This window comes from Chryseobacterium sp. SORGH_AS_0447, assembly GCF_030818695.1.
Classification (GTDB): domain Bacteria; phylum Bacteroidota; class Bacteroidia; order Flavobacteriales; family Weeksellaceae; genus Chryseobacterium.
In genome coordinates this window covers 1,657,222-1,675,868 of sequence record NZ_JAUTAR010000001.1, presented here as the reverse complement: position 1 = coordinate 1,675,868, position 18,647 = coordinate 1,657,222, and the positions used below count along the sequence as shown (strand labels likewise).

General features: G+C 39.1%; 18 protein-coding genes. 10 read left to right on the top strand and 8 right to left on the bottom strand.

Translation table 11 applies throughout. The features are described from left to right. Nucleotides 1-33: 33 nt before the first annotated feature. The 6 genes from QE422_RS07895 to QE422_RS07870 form a co-directional block, all read right to left on the bottom strand. Complete coding sequence (locus tag QE422_RS07895) at nucleotides 34-1,041, bottom strand: VWA domain-containing protein (RefSeq protein ID WP_307456508.1); 1,008 nt, start codon at nucleotides 1,039-1,041, stop codon at nucleotides 34-36. Further along, nucleotides 1,041-2,033 carry a VWA domain-containing protein gene (locus tag QE422_RS07890; RefSeq protein WP_307456507.1) on the bottom strand — a complete coding sequence of 331 codons (993 nt, stop codon included), beginning with the start codon at nucleotides 2,031-2,033 and terminating at the stop codon, nucleotides 1,041-1,043. Before QE422_RS07890 ends, QE422_RS07895 begins: the two co-directional genes overlap by 1 nt. Then, entirely contained in the window at nucleotides 2,026-2,922 is an 897-nt protein-coding gene (locus tag QE422_RS07885; protein ID WP_307456506.1) for a BatD family protein, read from the bottom strand. The genes QE422_RS07890 and QE422_RS07885 overlap by 8 nt, the downstream gene beginning before the upstream one ends. Nucleotides 2,923-2,965: 43 nt before the next feature. Continuing rightward, nucleotides 2,966-3,829, bottom strand: a complete 864-nt coding sequence (locus QE422_RS07880) for a DUF58 domain-containing protein (protein WP_307456504.1) — start codon at nucleotides 3,827-3,829, stop codon at nucleotides 2,966-2,968. Nucleotides 3,830-3,937: 108 nt separating this feature from the next. Beyond that, entirely contained in the window at nucleotides 3,938-4,396 is a 459-nt protein-coding gene (locus tag QE422_RS07875; protein WP_307456502.1) for a GNAT family N-acetyltransferase, read from the bottom strand. Continuing rightward, a complete protein-coding gene (locus QE422_RS07870; RefSeq protein ID WP_307456500.1) occupies nucleotides 4,396-5,400 on the bottom strand; it encodes a MoxR family ATPase in 1,005 nt (334 codons plus the stop codon). The genes QE422_RS07875 and QE422_RS07870 overlap by 1 nt, the downstream gene beginning before the upstream one ends. Nucleotides 5,401-5,652: 252 nt before the next feature. Here QE422_RS07870 and QE422_RS07865 point away from each other — a divergent pair, with 252 nt between their 5' ends. From QE422_RS07865 to QE422_RS07825, 9 genes are all read left to right on the top strand, one after another. Then, nucleotides 5,653-6,126 (top strand): DinB family protein, encoded by a 474-nt coding sequence (locus QE422_RS07865; protein ID WP_307456499.1) that lies wholly within the window; start codon nucleotides 5,653-5,655, stop codon nucleotides 6,124-6,126. Nucleotides 6,127-6,237: 111 nt separating this feature from the next. Then, nucleotides 6,238-6,558: a hypothetical protein gene (locus QE422_RS07860; RefSeq protein WP_307456498.1), complete on the top strand. Its 321-nt coding sequence runs from the start codon at nucleotides 6,238-6,240 to the stop codon at nucleotides 6,556-6,558. Nucleotides 6,559-6,574: 16 nt separating this feature from the next. Continuing rightward, nucleotides 6,575-7,336, top strand: coding sequence for a 23S rRNA (guanosine(2251)-2'-O)-methyltransferase RlmB (gene rlmB / locus QE422_RS07855; protein ID WP_307456497.1), 762 nt, complete (start codon nucleotides 6,575-6,577; stop codon nucleotides 7,334-7,336). 18 nt (nucleotides 7,337-7,354) lie between these two features. After that, complete coding sequence (locus QE422_RS07850) at nucleotides 7,355-8,407, top strand: DUF6263 family protein (RefSeq protein WP_307456496.1); 1,053 nt, start codon at nucleotides 7,355-7,357, stop codon at nucleotides 8,405-8,407. A gap of 31 nt (nucleotides 8,408-8,438) precedes the next feature. Then, complete coding sequence (locus QE422_RS07845; protein WP_307456495.1) at nucleotides 8,439-9,620, top strand: hypothetical protein; 1,182 nt, start codon at nucleotides 8,439-8,441, stop codon at nucleotides 9,618-9,620. A 9-nt stretch (nucleotides 9,621-9,629) separates the two neighbouring features. Then, nucleotides 9,630-9,857 carry a hypothetical protein gene (locus QE422_RS07840; protein WP_307456494.1) on the top strand — a complete coding sequence of 76 codons (228 nt, stop codon included), beginning with the start codon at nucleotides 9,630-9,632 and terminating at the stop codon, nucleotides 9,855-9,857. A gap of 33 nt (nucleotides 9,858-9,890) precedes the next feature. Further along, nucleotides 9,891-12,425 (top strand): YfhO family protein, encoded by a 2,535-nt coding sequence (locus tag QE422_RS07835; RefSeq protein ID WP_307456492.1) that lies wholly within the window; start codon nucleotides 9,891-9,893, stop codon nucleotides 12,423-12,425. Nucleotides 12,426-12,456: 31 nt separating this feature from the next. Beyond that, nucleotides 12,457-12,864, top strand: coding sequence for a GxxExxY protein (locus tag QE422_RS07830; RefSeq protein WP_307456491.1), 408 nt, complete (start codon nucleotides 12,457-12,459; stop codon nucleotides 12,862-12,864). Nucleotides 12,865-12,949: 85 nt separating this feature from the next. Next, nucleotides 12,950-14,272, top strand: coding sequence for a glycosyltransferase family 4 protein (locus QE422_RS07825; protein WP_307456490.1), 1,323 nt, complete (start codon nucleotides 12,950-12,952; stop codon nucleotides 14,270-14,272). A gap of 242 nt (nucleotides 14,273-14,514) precedes the next feature. Here QE422_RS07825 and QE422_RS07820 read toward each other — a convergent pair whose 3' ends face one another. Then, the gene (locus tag QE422_RS07820) at nucleotides 14,515-15,153 is read right to left on the bottom strand and encodes a hypothetical protein (protein ID WP_307456489.1); all 639 of its coding nucleotides are present in this window, start codon (nucleotides 15,151-15,153) and stop codon (nucleotides 14,515-14,517) included. 158 nt (nucleotides 15,154-15,311) lie between these two features. On the opposite strand from QE422_RS07820, the gene QE422_RS07815 reads away from it, so the two are divergent. Then, nucleotides 15,312-16,298, top strand: a complete 987-nt coding sequence (locus QE422_RS07815; protein ID WP_307456488.1) for a YpdA family putative bacillithiol disulfide reductase — start codon at nucleotides 15,312-15,314, stop codon at nucleotides 16,296-16,298. A 50-nt stretch (nucleotides 16,299-16,348) separates the two neighbouring features. Here QE422_RS07815 and QE422_RS07810 read toward each other — a convergent pair whose 3' ends face one another. Next, complete coding sequence (locus tag QE422_RS07810) at nucleotides 16,349-18,379, bottom strand: TonB-dependent receptor (RefSeq protein WP_307456486.1); 2,031 nt, start codon at nucleotides 18,377-18,379, stop codon at nucleotides 16,349-16,351. Nucleotides 18,380-18,647 lie beyond the last annotated feature (268 nt).

Sequence of the window (18,647 nt, the reverse complement as noted above, 5' to 3'; positions counted from 1 at the left end):
ATTTACTCAAACAGAGACTCTAAAACTTTCAGATTAAAGATTAAAATCCCTTTTAGGATTAAAAATATAAATCAAAAAGAAGAAAAACAGGGAAACTGCCAGAAAATACTGGTAATAATGATTGGCATTCTGCGATTTCACCATAGTTTCCGAAGATCCCGATTTCTTTTTCAGGGCATCCAGAATACGGTCCGGTGCTTCGTTGATGTTATTTCCGTCGATATAAGTTCCGCCAGTCGCCTCCGCCATTTTTCTAAGGGCCTCCGTCTGCCTTTTGGAAATAACAGTCTGCCCGTTCATATCGCTTTTATATCCCATCAGCTGACCGAAAACATACTCCGGTACCGGAGCTCCTTCATCTGTACCGATTCCGACCGAGGTGATCATGATTCCCTCTTTTTTAGCTAACCGTATCGCTGCTTCATCATTTCCTTCATTATCTTCACCGTCGCTTAGCAGGACGACCTTTCTTCCGTCTTTGCTTACATTTTTAAATTTCTCGACGGCTATTTTCATCGCATTTAAAAAATCAGTTCCCTGAATTTGCATCGAATTGGTTTCAATTCCGCCAATGTAGGTTTCTGCTGAACCGTAATCAGTGGTCAGTGGCATAATGGAAGTTGCCTGTCCCGCAAAAATCACAATTCCGACTTTATCATTTTTCATTTTCTGCATGGTCTGAAGCATCAGGTTCTTCGCTTCCGTGAGGCGGCTTGGATTTATATCTTCCGCATTCATCGAATTGGAAACATCCATCATGAAAATAACGTTATTCAGCTTCTGGTTGGTTTTAATCTCTTCCGAACCGCTGAGTAGATCAATGATCGAAAAAATCAGGAACAGGATTGCCAGTAAATACAGAGCCGGGAAAAACTTTGTAAAACCTGATTTTTTTTCAAACAAATGCTCATGAAACTGACTGTCTGCAAAGAGGGCTCTCTTCTTTTTTTTCCATTTCAGATAACGGATCAGAAAGGCAGCTAAAAACGGCAACAGCAGCAGTAACAATAAATACCAATAATTACCTAAATACCAATCCATTAGCTTAAAATTTTATAAAACACCCATCTCATCAAAGCATCCAGGAAAAGCAGGCCTAATGCAATCCAAAGGAAAATCTTAAAATATTCCTGATAATTAAACAGTTTGGCTACCTTCACATCGGATTTCTCCAGCTGGTTGATCTCATCATAGACTTCCTCCAGACTGCTGTTGGAAGTTGCCCGGAAATATTTTCCGCCGGTCATCTGGGCCACTTCCTTTAAAACCGGTTCATCGATTTTCACTTCTGCTTCCGTGAAGACCAGATCCCCAAAAATATCCTGCTGCGTAGGCATCAGCGCATATCCGTTGGTTCCGATCCCGATGGAATAGACTTTTATTCCGTTATTTTTAGCAAGTTCCGCTGCAATAGCAGGAGGCATCGCATTTTCTATTGTATTTACCCCATCCGTCATCAGGATGATGATCTTACTTTTCGCTTTGCTGTTTTTCAAATGGTTTACAGCTACGGAAAGACCTTCGCCGATAGCGGTTCCTGGCTGCAATTCCAGCGGGTTCAGACTGTTCAATTCATCTACAACCACCTGATGATCGGAGGTTACCGGTACTTTTGTAAAAGCTTCTCCTGAGTAAGCCACTAAACCAATTCTATCATTCGGTCTTTTATTAACGAATTTAATAGCGATATCTTTTAAAGCAGTCAAACGGTCCGGGGTAAGATCCTTTGCCAGCATACTCAAGGACACGTCTACGGAAAGCATAATATCAATTCCTTTGGTATCATCCCTGTCCTGAGAAACTGTGAACGTCCTTGGCCTCGCCATTGCAATGATCAGTGCTGAAAGAATCAGGTATTTTGAAATTCTCAGGAAAAACATGACGATATGAATGCCGCCGCTGTCGCCCATATTTTTAACAGTGGGAACCTTGATGCCTTTTCTTTTCTGCTTACTGAGATCCATGAATAAAAGCGGGATGAACAGGACAAAAAGCAGTAAAAACCACGGACTGTAAAATTCAAAATTAAGCATCTTTTCTCAGGTTTTCGAATTCTAAATCCTTTGATGACCGTTTTACAAATGCGGTAATATCCGCCAGGTCTTTTTCCATCGTCTGTTTGTCCGGGAATGTTTTTGCAAATTTCACAAGATCACCTCTCACGAAAACCTCTTCCACCACGCGTTCATTTTCCTGGGAAATGGTATTGTTCTTCTTCATCAGATCGATAAGGTCATCGGTAAGCAGAACATCTGCCGGCAGACGGTATTGGGTTGCGAGAAATTTTCTTGAAATGTCGATCAGCTCCACATAAAATGAGCGGTAGTTTCCGGTCTCTACATATTTTTTCTTTTTCAGGGAATCCAGCTCTTTTAAGGTCTGGTTTGTGGTTACCACTGGTGAACTTTTTTTCTTCCGTCCGTATCTTATGAACATAATGACGGCAATAATCAGACAGATCAGCGCGATGGCAGCCAGGATATAAAACTTATACAGTTCCCAGTAATCGGTAACCTCAAGCTTTACATTTTTATTGTTCATAATGTCGTTGATCTGGTCCGTTTTCTGAGCCGTATTGATGACATCTATTTCGTAAGGAATGGTTTTTAACACTTTTCCTCCTACCTTAAATTCCAGTTCGGGAATGGTGAATTTCCCTTCATCAAAAACAGTAAATTCAATCCTTCGGTAATAAACATCCTGCGTCTGTGCGATGCTGTCTTTGATTTCCTCGAAATGAAAAGGCAGCAATTCATTTTCAGGAGCTGCAGAAACCTTTTCGTTATGAATATTATTGATGGTCACCACAAGATGGTTTACCTCTCCCAAAGCAATGGTCTTCTTCTCCACGCTTGAAGAAAGTATCTGTGAAAAAGCACTTGCACAGATTAAAAAACAAAATAGTAATACTAATTTTTTCAATTTCAATACATTTTAAAATGAGCTTTGCCCACTTCCGTTTGTTTTATTTTTTCTGAAAATAATTATACAGCAATTTAGAATAGTCCGCTCCCGTATTTACATTCATAAAGCTTGCGGAACTATTGGCAAAATCTTCTTCCAGCGTTCTCAGCTTCTGCTTCTTGGCTTCCGCAAAGGTATATCTCCACCTTGCACTGGACGTATTTGCCCAAACCTGTTTTCCGGTTTCGGCATCATATAACAGCGTATATCCTACGTCAGGAATTTCATTGTCTTTTTCGTCGTAAATCCTCATCCCAAGCAACTGATGTTTCTTAGAAGCGACCCGCAGCATTTTGGAATCATATTCATCCTCAAAATCCGAAAACAGGAAAACGAGTGATTTTCTTTTAAAAATGCCCATCATATATTCCATGGCTTTATCGATCTTTGAAACAGCCGGCACATAATCGGCCGTCAGGATCATACTGATAATCGAGAGAATATGCTTTCTTCCTTTTTGCGGAGGAATCACTTTATATACTTTGTCGGCAAATAAAATCAAGCCTACTTTATCGTTATTTCCTGCTGCCGAAAAGCCGAGACTTGCAGCAATTTCTGCAACATATTCCCTTTTCAGCTGGGTTTTGGTCCCATAATCCATAGACGCCGAAATATCGACGAGCAGCATCATGGTCAGTTCCCTTTCCTCTTCCATCACTTTCACGAAAGGCTCGCGGAAACGGGCCGTTTTGTTCCAGTCGATCCTACGGATCTCATCTCCGAACTGGTACGGACGCACTTCTGAAAACGTCATTCCCTGGCCTTTAAAAGCACTGTGATATTGCCCCATCAAAGTAGCTTCCGTCTTTTTTCGGGTACGGATTTCAATCTGCTTTACTTTTTTTACAATATCTTTTATCTGCATAGCACTTAATTCATTTAAGATTTAATGTTTAGGGTTAAATGTTTTTAGTTCGGATATTAAATTTTAAAAATCTTTAATATAGGTAATAAGAATTTTAAACCTTGCACTTTAAACTTTGAATTCGATCGAAACATTAAGCCACTCCTCATCAAATTTCGGACTGTATTTTTTATAGAAACTAATGGCCGGCTCGTTCCAGTTCAGTACCTGGAAAACCATGCCACTGTAGTTATTTGATTTTCCATAATCCATTGTTGCTTCAAATAGTTTCTTGCCAATCTGTTTACCTCTCATCTTTTCAGTTACTACCAGATCTTCCAGATACAGCCTCCTTCCCTTCCAGGTAGAATACCGGTCATAATACAAAGAAATTCCAAGAATCTTTCCGTCGGTTTCTGCTACAAAAGCTCCCCAAACAGGATTATTTCCGAATCCGTCTTCAGAAAACTGTTCCAGCGTTAAAGTAACCTCATGCAATGCCTTTTCATATTCCGCCAGTTCCTTGATCAGCGCCAGCATTGGCGCACAATCTTCCCGGACAGCTTTTCTTATCGTCACGTCATCCATTACGGAGCCTGAATTTTCGCTAAAATTCTGTTGATGATTTCTTCTGATGAAATTTCTTCTGCCTCTGCTTCGAACGTTAAACCGATCCTGTGTCTCAATACGTCTTTTGCCAATGCTTTCACATCTTCAGGGATCACAAATGCTCTTCCTCTCAGGAACGCATAAGCCCTGGAAGCAATTGCCAGGTTAATAGATGCTCTCGGTGAAGCGCCGAAACCGATATAGTTTTTCAGTTCAGCCAATCCGTAATTTTCAGGAAAACGGGTAGCAAACACCATATCGAGAATATATTTTTCAATTTTTTCGTCAAGATAAATCTGATTGATCAGTTCTTTCGCAGCTACAATATGTTCGAGTGAGATTACAGGTTTTACTGTCGGCTGGTGAGAAGTGGAAACCATCCGCATCACCATTCTTTCATCTTCAAATTTTGGATAATCGATGGTGCATTTCAGCATGAAACGGTCACTTTGCGCTTCCGGCAGAAGATAAGTTCCTTCCTGATCGATCGGGTTCTGGGTAGCCAATACGAGAAAAGGCTTCGGAAGCTTCATCGTTTCGTCCCCAATTGTTACCTGTTTTTCCTGCATCACTTCCAGCAGGGCCGACTGTACTTTGGCCGGTGCCCGGTTGATCTCATCCGCCAATACGAAATTCGCAAACACAGGACCTCTTTTAATAGAAAAATCATTGTCTTTCACATTATAGATCATGGTTCCTACCACATCTGCAGGAAGCAGATCTGGCGTAAACTGGATTCTAGAGAACTCACCATGAACCGCTTCCGCCAGGGTCTTGATCGCCAAAGTTTTTGCCAATCCGGGAACCCCCTCTAAAAGAACGTGACCATTCCCTAAAAGTCCTATCAAAAGACGGTCGATCATATATTCCTGACCGATAATTACTTTGTTGATTTCCTCGCGAAGACGGGAAAAATAGAAGTTGGCCTCCTTTACCTGTTCCGTTAGCTGACGAATATCATCCGCCTGATATGTATCTGACATAGTCTTATTTAAAATAATTGGTAAATTTCTAATAAATACTTGCATTAATCAACACAAAAAATGCCATCTTTGAGTTAAAGTTTGTTAAATGTTCCGACATCAATGCAGGATTGAAAATAGAATGAAACCATGTAATTTAACAGGATGATTGCCATTTTTCATAAAAATATATAAATTTCACTTCAATGCACCTTTCAAAAATTGTCATTTCCAGTTTATTAAACTATTTTTGGTGATTAAAAAATTTGCAAAATGAATTATCATTTTCAAGCGCACCGGCAGGTCCGAAAGAATCTTCTCGATATTTTACAGAATACTTCACATGAAGACCTTTTGCTGATTCCGGACGGTTTCAACAATAACTTATACTGGAACATTGCCCACACCGTTGCTACCCAGCAGCTTCTGCATTATTACCTGAGCGGAAATCCTTTCAGAATTGATAAATACTGGATCGAAACCTACAAGAAAGGTACCCTGCCGAATCTTGACGTTCAGAAATCCGAAGTGGAAGACCTGGAATTCCTGTTGACGGAGACATCAAAGATCCTGATGAAAGATTATGACAGCGATTTGTTTTCCGATTATACACCATACACCACCAGCTTTGGGATGGATCTGAAAAGCATTCAGGATGCAATTATTTTTAACAATATGCACGAAAGCCTGCACTACGGATATGCGCTGGCACAGAAAAGAGCAATTTTAGGAGAAAAAGGAAGATAGTTCAAGTGAATTTTGCTTTGCAAGTCAATAGTCAAACGTGAATTTTAAAAATATACAATTGACTTACGAAGTAAAGTTGACCACTGACCATTCACTATTTAAAATATCAAAATGACAAGAGGCTTTTTTTATTTTCGATTGACCAACAATGGAAATCTAGTAGGCGAATTTTTTAATGATGCCGATACATCTATACGTACAGAAAGTGCTGATACAATTAATAACGAAAATAGATTCGATAATAGTTATTTATCAACTTGGAGAGAAGGTAACACTTCAGAAATTGTAAATTTAAATATTAGAATTTCAGATAGTAATAGAAGAGTTTTCGATTTAGTGTGGTTCCGAAATAATGAGGATATAGCTATATTTCGAGGACAAGCAATAGAAATTGAAGAAAACCTTCTTTCTGGATATTATTTTGCCTCATAAACATTAATTTAAGTAAATGAACAACAACGATAAAAAGGACGATTTCATCTTTGGATTACGTCCCGTAATTGAAGCTATTGAAGCGGGAAAAACAATTGACAAGGTCTTTGTGCAGAATGCGCTGCAGGGACCGATTTATGCTGAACTTAAGGCTATTTTAGCTAAAAATAAAATCCGTCCCAATTACGTCCCGGTTGAAAAACTCAACCGTTTTACAAGGAAGAACCACCAGGGAGTGGTGGCGTTTATTTCGGATGTGCCGTTTCACAAAGTAGAGGATATTGTGCCTCAGCTTTTTGAAGAAGGAAAAACGCCGTTTTTATTAATTTTAGACCGCCTTACCGACGTCAGAAACTTCGGAGCGATCTGCAGAACCGCGGAATGTGTGGGAGTGGACGCGGTGATTATTCCTGAAAAAGGAGCAGCACCCATCAATTCAGACGCCATTAAAACTTCTGCGGGAGCACTGTATAATGTGAAGATCTGTAAAGCACCCAACCTGGCGCACGTAGTGGATTTTCTTCAGCAAAGCGGAATTTCCGTATATGCCGCCAGCGAAAAAGCGGAAAAATTGATTTATGACGTTGATTTTACCGAGCCTTCCGCTATTGTAATGGGTAATGAAGAAACCGGAATTTCCAAAGAAGTGCTGCATCACGCCGACGAAAAAATAAAATTACCGATTGAAGGAAAAACACAGTCTTTAAATGTTTCTGTAGCCTGCGGAGCGATTTTGTATGAAGCGGTACGACAGAAATTTACGAAGCCAATTAATTAACATTAAAAAAATCCCTAAATGAAAAACATAGCAGCAATAGCGCTGATCTCAACCATAGCTTTAGTTTCCTGTAATAAAAAAGAAACGGCAAAAATCACGAAAGTTGATCCTAAAACCGGAAAAACCATCACGGTGGAAGTTCCGGCCGATTCCGTGGCGAAAGTAGAAGAAAACCCGGCGATCAAAGATTCAGCGGGCATCTACACCCAGACGTTTAAGTTGGAAAAAGGAAAAACCTATCCTTTGACGACCTATCAGAGGGATACCAAAACCATGACGGATCCTAACGGGAAAACCATTAATGCGACCAGCGAATCTACGGACGAAATGTCTTTTACGGTAAACGATGTGAAAGGCAATGTTTACGACATTACCCTAAACCTTATTGCTAAAAGAAACTCACAAACGGCTCAGGGCAAAACCCTCGTTGTGGATACGAAATTACCAATTCCGAAAGAAGACGACCTGAAAATGATCTGGAATATCAACAGAGCCTTAACCGGAAATAAGCTGAACATGAAAATGGATACCAAAGGAAATGTGATCTCCATTACCGGATTCGATCCCATTTACAATAAAGTGGCCAATTCGGTAGGAACGCTTATTAAAGACAAAAGCCAGAAAGAAAACGTAGTCGCTAGCCTTAAAGAATCGTTTAATGAAAAAGTGCTGAAAGACCAGTTCACCAAAAACCTGACGATTATTCCTAAAAAAGGAGCTAAGATCGGCGGAAAATGGTCTAACAGTGAAAATGCCGATGCGCAGGGAAGAATTAAAGTAACATCAAATTACACACTGAAAAGCGCAGGAAATGGGGTGGTAGAAATTTCCGTAACAGGTGGAATTCCTAAAAAAGTTGAAAAACAGAACCAGGGCGATGTAACCCACAGCTTAAGCAGCGAACTGACGCAGAACGGAACCATTAAGTTTGACCAGAATACGGGGTGGATCAAGAACCAGAACATTTCCGTAAAAACAACCCAGATCGAAAGCATTTCAAAAGGGAAAGAATCACAGTCGATGACCAGTGTTTCCAACTCTTCTGTCATGGTAAATCCTTCCGCTAAATAATAATTAAAATCTTAAATTTAAAATAGTAACCTTGAAAAATTTATTTTACGCTGCTTTATTGCTACTATCAACTTTTGCTTATGGGCAAATTACTTTTGAAAATGGATATTTTATCAATAATAACGGTGAAAAAACTGATGTTTTAATAAAAAACTATGACTGGAAAAATAACCCTACCGTCATTGAATATAAAATTAAAGATGATCAAACTCCTTTAAAAATAAAAACTTCAGATTTACAGGAATTTTCGGTAGGAGACCAAAAATATGTAACCGCAAAAGTAATGATTGATAGATCCTCATCTAAAATTGAGAATCTATCTGATTCACCAAACTTTAATAGTAAAGAAGAAACTTTACTTTTAAAACAACTTTTAGAAGGGAAAGTAAGTCTTTATAGATACACAGACGGTTCTATTACACGTTTCTTTTATAAAAAAGAAAATGATAACACATTTAAGCCGCTAAATTATAAAGAATATTTAGTAAACAATAACTTACTTCAGAAAAATGAAGAATATAAAAGTCAATTAAAAAAAGAATTTTCAGATAATGAAAAAATTAGAGCCAAAGATATAGATAACTTAGTTTATAGAGAAAATGAGTTAATGAGGATATTTAAAAATTATGATGACTTAGCAGATATAAGCAGTAATAATAAAAATAATTTTCATATCTATGTTAAATCTGGTGTTGGTCTTTCACATTATAAAATATTACCTCCGTCAGAAAATTTATCTATAGGTGAAAAAAAAGAGAATTCAATTGCTTTTAAAGCTGCTTTAGAATTAGAATATATTTTAAATTTTAACAAAGGGAAATGGGCAATTTTTTCTGAGCCTAGTTTTCAGACTGTAAAATTTACGGTGAATGATTATAACAGAAGAAATTTTAGAGTCAATTTTTCATCAATTCAAATTCCTCTGGGATTTAAATACAATATGTTTTTAAATCAGAAGTCTAAAATTTATATTTCAACGGCATTATACTATAATTTAATGTTAAATAAAGATAATTTTACAGTAGATAATTTTTCTTCTAAAGCTAGCGGTGGACTTTATGGTTATTCATTTGGACTAGGATATAATTATGATAAGTTTGGTGCTGAATTAAAATTGGGAACAATTCCTAATTTTAGTTCTTCTTATTATGGTGCTTATCATGATATGACAATGGATGGCTTAAACCTCTCATTATCATATAAATTATTTTAAATAAAAATTATGAAATATATTCTTGAGCTCGTACTCAGCGCCATTATTATTTTCTTTGTCTGGAATATTCTGAAAAGGATTTTCTTCAAGACGTTTTACAGTTACCGATTCAATAACCAGCAGAACAATAATAGCAAGCCGGATCTACAAAACTCTGATAAGAATAACCAAGGCCTCAATTGGGATGCGGAAACCGTAGACTACGAAGAGGTAAAAGAAAGCAAGGACAAAAGGTAATCATTCCAAAAAATAAAGATAATAACCATCCACATGGCGAAAAATAAAAACCTGATTTATATTGCAATTTCATTAGTTGTATTTATCGTTTTAGCATTTTTATACTCCACTCCCGTGATTACGGGGAAACAGCTTTTCCAGCATGATATCGTGCAATATCGCGGTGGAGCGAAGGAACTCCTCGATTACCGGGATGCCACCGGAAAAGAAACGTACTGGAGCGACTCCATGTTCGGCGGGATGCCGACCTATCAGATGGGAAGCCGGTTTGAAGGAGATATCATTAAGAATATCGACTCCAAGCTGAACTTTTTCCCGCGGCCTGTCAATTACCTTTTTCTTCTTGCGGCTGGCTTTTTCCTGTTGGGAATGGTCGTGGTAAGAAACTGGAAATATGCGCTGTTGGGAGCTACTTTTTTCAGCCTCTCAACTTATTTTTATATTGCCATTGCGGCGGGACACAACGGTAAGATTAATACCATCGAGTATTTCGCCCCGCTTTTAGCCGGGATGCTGCTCGTTTATATCCGGAAGCAATACATCTGGGGATTCATTGTCACCACCCTTTTCATGGGGCTTCAGATTGCGGCGAACCATCCGCAGATGACCTATTACCTTTTCCTGGCATTAGGATTTTTATTCCTGTCCGAATTAATCAGGACTATTCAGAAAAAAACATCGGTAAAACATTTCCTGATCTCTTCCGGAATCATTGCCGCTTCCTGTTTAATAGGAGTTGGAATGAATTCCCAGAGAATCATGGCCAATTCAGAATATATAAAAGAAACTGTCCGCGGAAAGCAGATCCTTACCAATGAAAGCCATACCGGAGGAGATTCGGGAATGGATAAAGAAAGCATGCTGATGTGGAGCTACGGGAAGCTTGAAACCCTGAATCTTTTTATTCCGAGACTGATGGGCGGCGGAAGCCAGGAACCGGAAGGCAAGGAAATGATGGCGAAGATCCAGGAAATGGTTCAGGAAAATGTGGGTTCCCAAACTGAAATGGACAGGATATCGAAAGGATTTGGAAACCTTACTTATTGGGGAGACCAGCCGGGAACTTCCGGTCCTGCGTATCAGGGAGCAATCGTATGTTTCCTGGCTCTGTTAGGTTTGTTCTTTGCCTGGAAAAAGTACCGTTACTGGATTTTAGGTGCTTCGGTTCTTACCATTTTTTTAGCCTGGGGAAGCAATTTCATGGCGCTTTCCGATTTCTTTATCGATTTTATTCCTTTTTATAATAAGTTTAGGGCACCTTCTTCGATCCTGGTAGTGGTGGAACTGTTGTTCCCTTTAATCGCTATTATCGGATTGTACCGATTCTTTACGGATAACGAATTAACCAAAGAATACAAACAGAAAATTCTTTTGTACGTGGGCGGCGGAACATTAGGTTTTGTCCTGATCCTGCTGCTCTTCGGAAAATCCCTTTTAGGTTTCCAGACGGAAAATGAAAAGACCTATCTTCCTCCTTTCCTTTTGGATTACTTAATTGAAGAAAGATTTAAAATGTTCAGGGTGGATGCCATTAAAGCATTTTTCTATGTAGCGATTACGGTTGCGGCTTTGTTTATGGTATTGAAGCAAAAACTCAATCAGAATATTGCCTTGGTCATTATCGGCGCAGTGAGCTTATTCGACTTATGGACGGTAAACAAGCGTTATCTGAATGATGAAAATTATGTAGACAAAATCTTTGCTGAAAACCCTTTCCAAACGGAAAGTTCGGATCTGCTGGCTGAAAAGGCCCAGGGAAACCCGAACCTGGAATCGATCTTAGCGAATGTCAACGTTAATAAAACTTTAGAAACCATTGCCGACAAAGACAAAACGCATTACCGTATTTTCAATAATATTTTAGGAACATTCAGCGAGACGAATACTTCTTATTTCAAATCTTCCATCGGGGGTTACCACGCGGTAAAACTGAGAAGATATGACGATGTCATCAACGAATATTTCCAGGTGATGGACTCGGTAAAAGTTCCGAATATCTTAAACCTATTGAATGCCAAATACCTCGTATTAGGCGGACCGGAGCAGCCACAGGCCATTCCAAATCCCAAAGCGAATGGAAACGCATGGTTTGTCAGCGATCTGAAATTTGTGGATTCTCCGAACCAGGAAATCAAGGCGATCGGTACGATCAACAGTAAAAGAACTGCCGTTATCGCTTCTTCCGACCGTAAATATTTTGAAGGGAAATCCGTTCAGGCCGATTCTACTGCATTTATTAACTTAACGCGATACCAGCCGAACGAATTAGAATTTAAATCACAATCGAAAACACCGCAACTGGCTGTATTCTCTGAAATTTATTATCCTCATGGCTGGAAGATATTCATTGATGAAAAAGAAGTGCCTTACATCAAAGCTGATTACCTGCTGCGTGCCGTGCATGTACCTGCCGGAAACCACCGCGTAAGAATGGTCTTTGAGCCGGAAGTCATCGAAAAAGGAAAATGGATATCGCTGATCTGCTTCGGATTGTTTGTTATTTTAAGCGGACTGGGGATTTATCTTTTTTACCGCAAAAGAGACAAAAGAAAAGTTGCTGAATTGTAGAAATTCAAAAGTTTGAAAAAGCATTGTTTTAATGATTACTCAAAAATATATAACAGATCTGACTTATCGGATTAATGGGGCTTGTATTGAAGTTCATAAGATTTTGGGTGCAGGATTGGCAGAAATTGTTTATCATAAAGCTTTAGAAAAAGAGTTTAAATTAAGAGATATAAAATATAAATCCGAGTTTCAGATTCCCGTAATTTACAAAGATGAACATTTACAGTGTGATTTTAAATGCGATTTTTTAGTAGAAGATTTAATTGTCTTAGAAATAAAAGCAGTTTCTTCTATTCTGGAGATTCATAGATCACAGGTTATTAATTATATAAATTTGTTGAAAGTTCCTAAAGGAATTCTGGTAAATTTTAATGTAAAAAACATCTATCATTTTGGTCAGGAAACCTTCATTAATAAGTACTTTGACCAACTTAATTAAAATATCCGTTTACATTTTGTCAACTTTTGAATCACTGAAAAGCCATATTCATCTTTTGTCTCTTTTGCGGTTAAAATAAAAATCAATGGATTCTCAAAAAAAAATACTCATTATCACCTATTACTGGCCTCCTGCGGGAGGCCCTGGTGTTCAGCGGTGGCTGAAATTTGCCAAGTACCTGCCTGAAAACGGCTGGAAACCGGTGATCTACACCCCGGAGAATCCAAGCTATCCTCTATTGGACGAAAGTCTGCTGAAAGATATCCCGGAAGATATCGAGATGGTAAAAACAAAAATCTGGGAACCTTATCAGCTTGCCGAAAAACTGAATAAAAGCAATAAGAAGTTTAAAGCCGGACAGTTTGATGTAGGAAAGAACCAGAGCTGGAAATCCAGGCTTTCGATCTGGGTACGAGGGAATTTTTTCATTCCGGATGCGAGGGTATTCTGGGTGAAGCCTTCCGTAAAATTTCTGGAACAGTATTTAAAAAAAAACAAGATTGATGTCGTAGTTACTTCCGGGCCGCCGCATTCGCTGCACCTTATCGGCCTGGCACTGAAAAAAAAGCGGCCTGAGCTGAAATGGATTGCCGACTTCCGTGATCCGTGGACGGAAATTTCTTATTACAAACACCTGAAGCTTACGAAAAGCTCTGATAAAAAGCACCGTCAACTGGAAAGCGAAGTCTTCAGAAATGCCGATTTTACATTGGCCACGAGCTATACCGACGCAGAAAATTTCAGGAAGAATGGAGCCAATGCCATTTGCATTACCAATGGGTTTGATGAAGCCGATGCGAATTCCCATAGTCAGAAACCGGCATTAAACGGTAGCCAACCACAAAAATTCACCCTGAGCTATATCGGCGTTCTTGAACAATTGAGAAATCCTGAAAACCTCTGGAAAGCTTTAGAGGATCTGGTGAAAACAAATCCTGAATTTGCAGGGAATTTTACTTTAAAATTTGCCGGAAGGATTGATGATAAAATTCTGAATTCAATAGAAAATTCTGCTGTAAAGAATAACATTCTTAATCTCGGCTACCTTTCCCATGACAAGGCCATCGACGAAATGCAGACCTCGGATCTGTTACTAATTACCAATTTTCCCAACGCTTCTTCAAAGGGCATCATTCCGGGGAAAATTTTCGAATACCTTGCTACGGGAAAGCAAATCATTTCTTTTGGGCCCGATAAGGCTGATGTGGCAAAAATCCTTAAGGAAACCCAGGCAGGTAAACATTTCAGCTATGACGATACTGAAAAAATCAAAGCATTTATCCTCGAAAAGTTTGAGCTTTGGAAAAACGGCAGCCTGACTGCAAATGCCCAAAACATTGAGCAGTTCTCCAGAAGGAACCTGACGAAAAAGCTGGCTGAAATTTTAAATCGCTTTTTTAAACCGTAAAAGATTAACCCATCAGGCATATGAAAATTTGGTGACTGGGAATGTTGAAGCCACCTTTGAAAACATTTAGGGATCTCTAATACGATGTTGAGATTCCCTGCGGGAATGACAAACAAGGTGTTGGAGTTTTTCAGGTATGTGTTTTATAGTCATGGTTCAAATAACAATGTCATGGTGGCTGAGACTACTCGAAGCCACATCACATCCTTATCCGTAAAAAACTATTGAATCTGTGGGGACTTTTAGATTGTCCACTGATCATTGACAACTCCTATTAGGTAATATTTTCCCTGATACTGTTCAAACACAAGACGAAGGCATTTCCAATCCATTTCCGGGTTGGACTCTGAACCTTTGACAAAGTTTTCCGTAAAATCGGCTTTTGGATAAATTTCTTTTAAATTGTTCATTGAATTTCCTTTTCCCTGAAATTCATTGATAGATACCTGTCCGGTTGCAAAATCTTTTGAGTAAACCCATTTAATCAGATAATCGGTAATCGTCGATTTGTAAAGATCCCCCGAGCCGTCCAGCGCACCCCAGGTAAAAATAGTTTTTGTCGGCTGATATTTGATGAAATCCGACTTCGAAAAAAGCTTATCGCCTTCCGGACTTACAAAGGCATACATCGAAAACCGCACACCTTTTTCAGGATGGATAAAGTCGGCAAACCTTTTGTAATTTTTATCCTTTAATGCTTGGAGCACCCCTTCATTAGCTGCTTTCAGAGCAGTTTCCTTATCTACACTTACTGATGTCTGCTGTCTGTTTCCGGTCTGCGCAGGCTTAGTGGAGTCGGCTTTATCGTTAACGAATTTTTCCGGATTTTTCTTACAGGCAACTACAGCCAGAAAGGATAAGAGAATAACTGCTTTTTTCATATTTTCATGATATTTAACCTTTTGATGCACCAAAATAGATGCCACATTTTCTAAATCTCTACGCTTCCTTTTATCTTTAATTAGAAAACAATGGCCTGTTGTATGGTTTTTGCTGAGTTTATAATGTATTGCTTATCCGTTTTTTGTAATTTCGTTTTATGGAAATTTTAGATATTCTCATCATCGGAGGCGGCCCTATCGGATTAAACTGTGCACTGGAAGCCAAAAAAAATAACCTCAGCTACCTGATTATTGAAAAAGGAACCATCGTAAATTCGTTATACAATTATCCGTTGTACATGAGATTCTTTTCAACGGCAGAGAAGCTGGAAATTGATGGCATTCCGTTTATTTCTACAGCCCCGAAGCCGGGACGGCAGGAAGCGCTGGAATATTACCAGGGTATTGCCCGGCAGCGGAATATCAATATTAACCTGTATGAGAAAGTGGAAAAAGTTTTCAAAGAAAATGAAGTTTTCACCATTGAGACGACAAAAGGAAAGTATGCCGCCCGGCACGTCATTATCTCTACCGGATTTTATGACATCCCCAATCTTATGAATATTCCGGGTGAAAATTTAGCCAAAGTAAAGCATTACTATACCGAACCCTATCCTTACGCCCAACAGAAAATTGTGGTTGTAGGTTCCAGCAATTCGGCAGTGGACGCCGCTCTGGAAACCTACCGGAAAGGTGCTGAAGTAACGATGATCATCCGCCATGATGCCATTTCGCCCAGCGTAAAATATTGGGTAAAGCCAGATATTGAAAACCGGATTGAAGAAGGAAGCATTACCGCACATTTCAGAGCGGAATTACTGGAAATCAAAGAAAATTCAGTTGTATTTAAAGATCAGAACGGCGAACTCAATGAGATTGAAAATGACTTTGTACTGGCCATGACCGGTTATCTTCCCAACTTCGATTTCCTAAAAGATTCTGGTATCGAATTGCAGGGCGAATGCCTGAATCCTCTTTACCACCCTGAAACGATGGAAACCAATGTACCGGGATTATATCTTGCCGGTGTGGTCTGTGGCGGAAAAGATACACATCTGTGGTTTATAGAAAACTCCAGGGTTCATGCGGAGATGATTGTGAAGCATATTCTTAATAATAAATTTTCCGCAAAGAAATATAATTAATAACAAGTGACCGGATAAAAAAATCTTATTTTGCTTTGTTTATTGTGTCATTAAAAATCAATCTTCACTCCAAATACAAAATTTCTTTTGGCCGCAGGGTTGTAATACCGGTTTCCGAACGCGTTGATATCAAAGCCCAATACATAGTCTTCATTGTATACATTCTGGATCTGAAAAAATAAATTTAGTCTTGTTTTATCTAAATCTACTGGAAACCCAAACCGGATATTCCCGATCAGGTAGGCGTCTGACCATACCGAATTGGCGTCGTTCAAAGGGATTTTTGAAGTATAAAAATGGGAATAATCTATAGAAAGCTTTCTGAAAAAAGTAAAATTCAACAAACTGTTGATCGTTGTTTTGGGAACTCCGGTGAGCTCATTTCCCGAAAAGTCAGTTTCGTTCTGTCTGTAATTTTTAAATTTAAAATCATAAAAGCTGCCTGAAAACCGAAATTTAAACCGGCTCAGAAAATTATTTTTTAAATCAAAGTTTTTAGATTCCAATAAAACTTCCACTCCCTTCTGAACCGTTTCCCCGGAATTGACGAAATATTCCTGTCCGGCTTCGTTCTGCCTTCTTACAATAGCATCTTTCATTCTGAAATCGAAATAACTTCCTTCAACAAAAATAGAGTTTCCGAATTGTTTCCTGATACCGGCTTCCTTATTCCAGCCGAATTCAGGTCTTAAATCCTGATTAAACTGCTGCGTTGAAGAGCGGATTTCCTCATTCGTAGGTGCCGAATTGCCTTTTCCGATTTTTCCCCGTAGAGAAAACCCTTTTCCCAGCATGTAGGTAAGCCCGAAATTGGGCAGCCATTGATTCCCAAACCTTACTTTCCCGTTTTCTGACCGCGGATACATCCGTTCCCATTCGTATACATTTGAATTCAGGCTGATCGAAATATCGGTAAAAAGTTTTTCGCCGACATTCAGCTTTTGGGATAAAAAATAAAATCCTGAGATGTTTTTCAGCTGATCGAAATTCTGTGGGTTTCCTTCCATTCCCCTGTTGTTATCATAATTTTTAACCAGAATATCATTGATACCTCCCTCAAATCCGAGACGGTACGCCAATGAAACAGCGTTCCAGTTTTTTTCGTAATTAAAATGGGTTCTCAGTGAAAAATTCTTTTCAAAACGGTTTTCAAAATTGGTAATGAACGGATTTTCAAAATCAACATAAGAACCTTGGATCAATATGAAATGGGAAAATTCCGGACTAAAGCTGAATTCATGGGAAAGTCCGGCCAAAATCATTTTATTTCGGATTCCGGCATCCTGTTCTTTTGCTCCGGGCAACGTTTTTGTTGCCGGCCTGGCCTGTCTTCGGTCAGCGTTCATCTGCTCCAGGGTCAGTCCGCCAGGGGTTTGATAATCAAGGTCGGAGTACATCAGCATCGCTTTCAGCAATCCTTTTTCGGAATATTTAAAATGATCTTTAAGAAATACCTGTTTTCGCTGAACTTTAGCCTGTTCCCGATAGGAATCGGTTTGGTAATAGTTCTGAAAAACCTCAACAAAGTGTTTTCCAATCTGCCTGGATAGATCAAAACTCTGGTTGAAGGTTCCGTAGCTTCCGGCTGAAAGGCTGGCTGAAATCTGATCCGCGCTTTTTGTTTTCAGAAGAACAGTACCTCCCGTAGCCGCTCCGTAATCTCCACCTTCCGGACCTTTATAGATTTCTATCCTGTCGATCAGTTCAGGAGAAAGTACATTAAAATATGTGTTTCCCGAGGCATCCGATAAAATAAAATCATCCAGATATACTTTGACATTTCTCACCCCGAAAGGTGATCTCAGCGTACTACCACGCAGGGAAATCCGGTAACTTCCCGGTGAGCGCTCTTCCATTCTTGCTCCTGCAATCTGGTTGATGGATTCGAGCATCCTTTCCGGCGGGTTCTGGATCAGCAGATTTTGAGAAACCACGGAAACCGATTTGGTGGAAGAGATAAAAGCCGTCGGTTTTTTATAAGCATCGATACGGACTTCCGAGATCAGCTCTGCCGAATCTCTTTGTTGGGCGAACAGCAATGAAGCCGAAAAAATGGGAAGGAAAAAATAGAGTTTTGTCATCGCCTAACGATATGCAAAAACTGTACTTTCCTTTGCAATCAGGGTATATTTAAACTAAATTTTTTAATTTAACTTCAAGAGAGTGCGTATGTATTCCAGAGTTTTCAGGCTGATTTAAAGTACAATGATCTCCAATTCGCATTCATTGCAAGATTAATAAAGCAGACAAAAAGTTTCAATAGAAATGGGCTAAAGCCCATTTGATATATGATGTATGATAATCCGGCTTTAGCGAAAATTATTATAAGTTTTGGCTAAAGCCGGATTT

What these genes read in the sequence shown, in the direction of transcription:
- QE422_RS07895 (WP_307456508.1), bottom strand. Translation starts at nt 1,041, where the DNA reads ATGGATTGGTATTTAGGTAATTATTGGTATTTATTGTTACTGCTGCTG.
- QE422_RS07890 (WP_307456507.1), bottom strand. Translation starts at nt 2,033, where the DNA reads ATGCTTAATTTTGAATTTTACAGTCCGTGGTTTTTACTGCTTTTTGTC.
- QE422_RS07880 (WP_307456504.1), bottom strand. Translation starts at nt 3,829, where the DNA reads ATGCAGATAAAAGATATTGTAAAAAAAGTAAAGCAGATTGAAATCCGT.
- QE422_RS07875 (WP_307456502.1), bottom strand. Translation starts at nt 4,396, where the DNA reads ATGGATGACGTGACGATAAGAAAAGCTGTCCGGGAAGATTGTGCGCCA.
- QE422_RS07870 (WP_307456500.1), bottom strand. Translation starts at nt 5,400, where the DNA reads ATGTCAGATACATATCAGGCGGATGATATTCGTCAGCTAACGGAACAG.
- QE422_RS07865 (WP_307456499.1), top strand. Translation starts at nt 5,653, where the DNA reads ATGAATTATCATTTTCAAGCGCACCGGCAGGTCCGAAAGAATCTTCTC.
- QE422_RS07860 (WP_307456498.1), top strand. Translation starts at nt 6,238, where the DNA reads ATGACAAGAGGCTTTTTTTATTTTCGATTGACCAACAATGGAAATCTA.
- rlmB (WP_307456497.1), top strand. Translation starts at nt 6,575, where the DNA reads ATGAACAACAACGATAAAAAGGACGATTTCATCTTTGGATTACGTCCC.
- QE422_RS07850 (WP_307456496.1), top strand. Translation starts at nt 7,355, where the DNA reads ATGAAAAACATAGCAGCAATAGCGCTGATCTCAACCATAGCTTTAGTT.
- QE422_RS07840 (WP_307456494.1), top strand. Translation starts at nt 9,630, where the DNA reads ATGAAATATATTCTTGAGCTCGTACTCAGCGCCATTATTATTTTCTTT.
- QE422_RS07835 (WP_307456492.1), top strand. Translation starts at nt 9,891, where the DNA reads ATGGCGAAAAATAAAAACCTGATTTATATTGCAATTTCATTAGTTGTA.
- QE422_RS07830 (WP_307456491.1), top strand. Translation starts at nt 12,457, where the DNA reads ATGATTACTCAAAAATATATAACAGATCTGACTTATCGGATTAATGGG.
- QE422_RS07825 (WP_307456490.1), top strand. Translation starts at nt 12,950, where the DNA reads ATGGATTCTCAAAAAAAAATACTCATTATCACCTATTACTGGCCTCCT.
- QE422_RS07820 (WP_307456489.1), bottom strand. Translation starts at nt 15,153, where the DNA reads ATGAAAAAAGCAGTTATTCTCTTATCCTTTCTGGCTGTAGTTGCCTGT.
- QE422_RS07815 (WP_307456488.1), top strand. Translation starts at nt 15,312, where the DNA reads ATGGAAATTTTAGATATTCTCATCATCGGAGGCGGCCCTATCGGATTA.
- QE422_RS07810 (WP_307456486.1), bottom strand. Translation starts at nt 18,379, where the DNA reads ATGACAAAACTCTATTTTTTCCTTCCCATTTTTTCGGCTTCATTGCTG.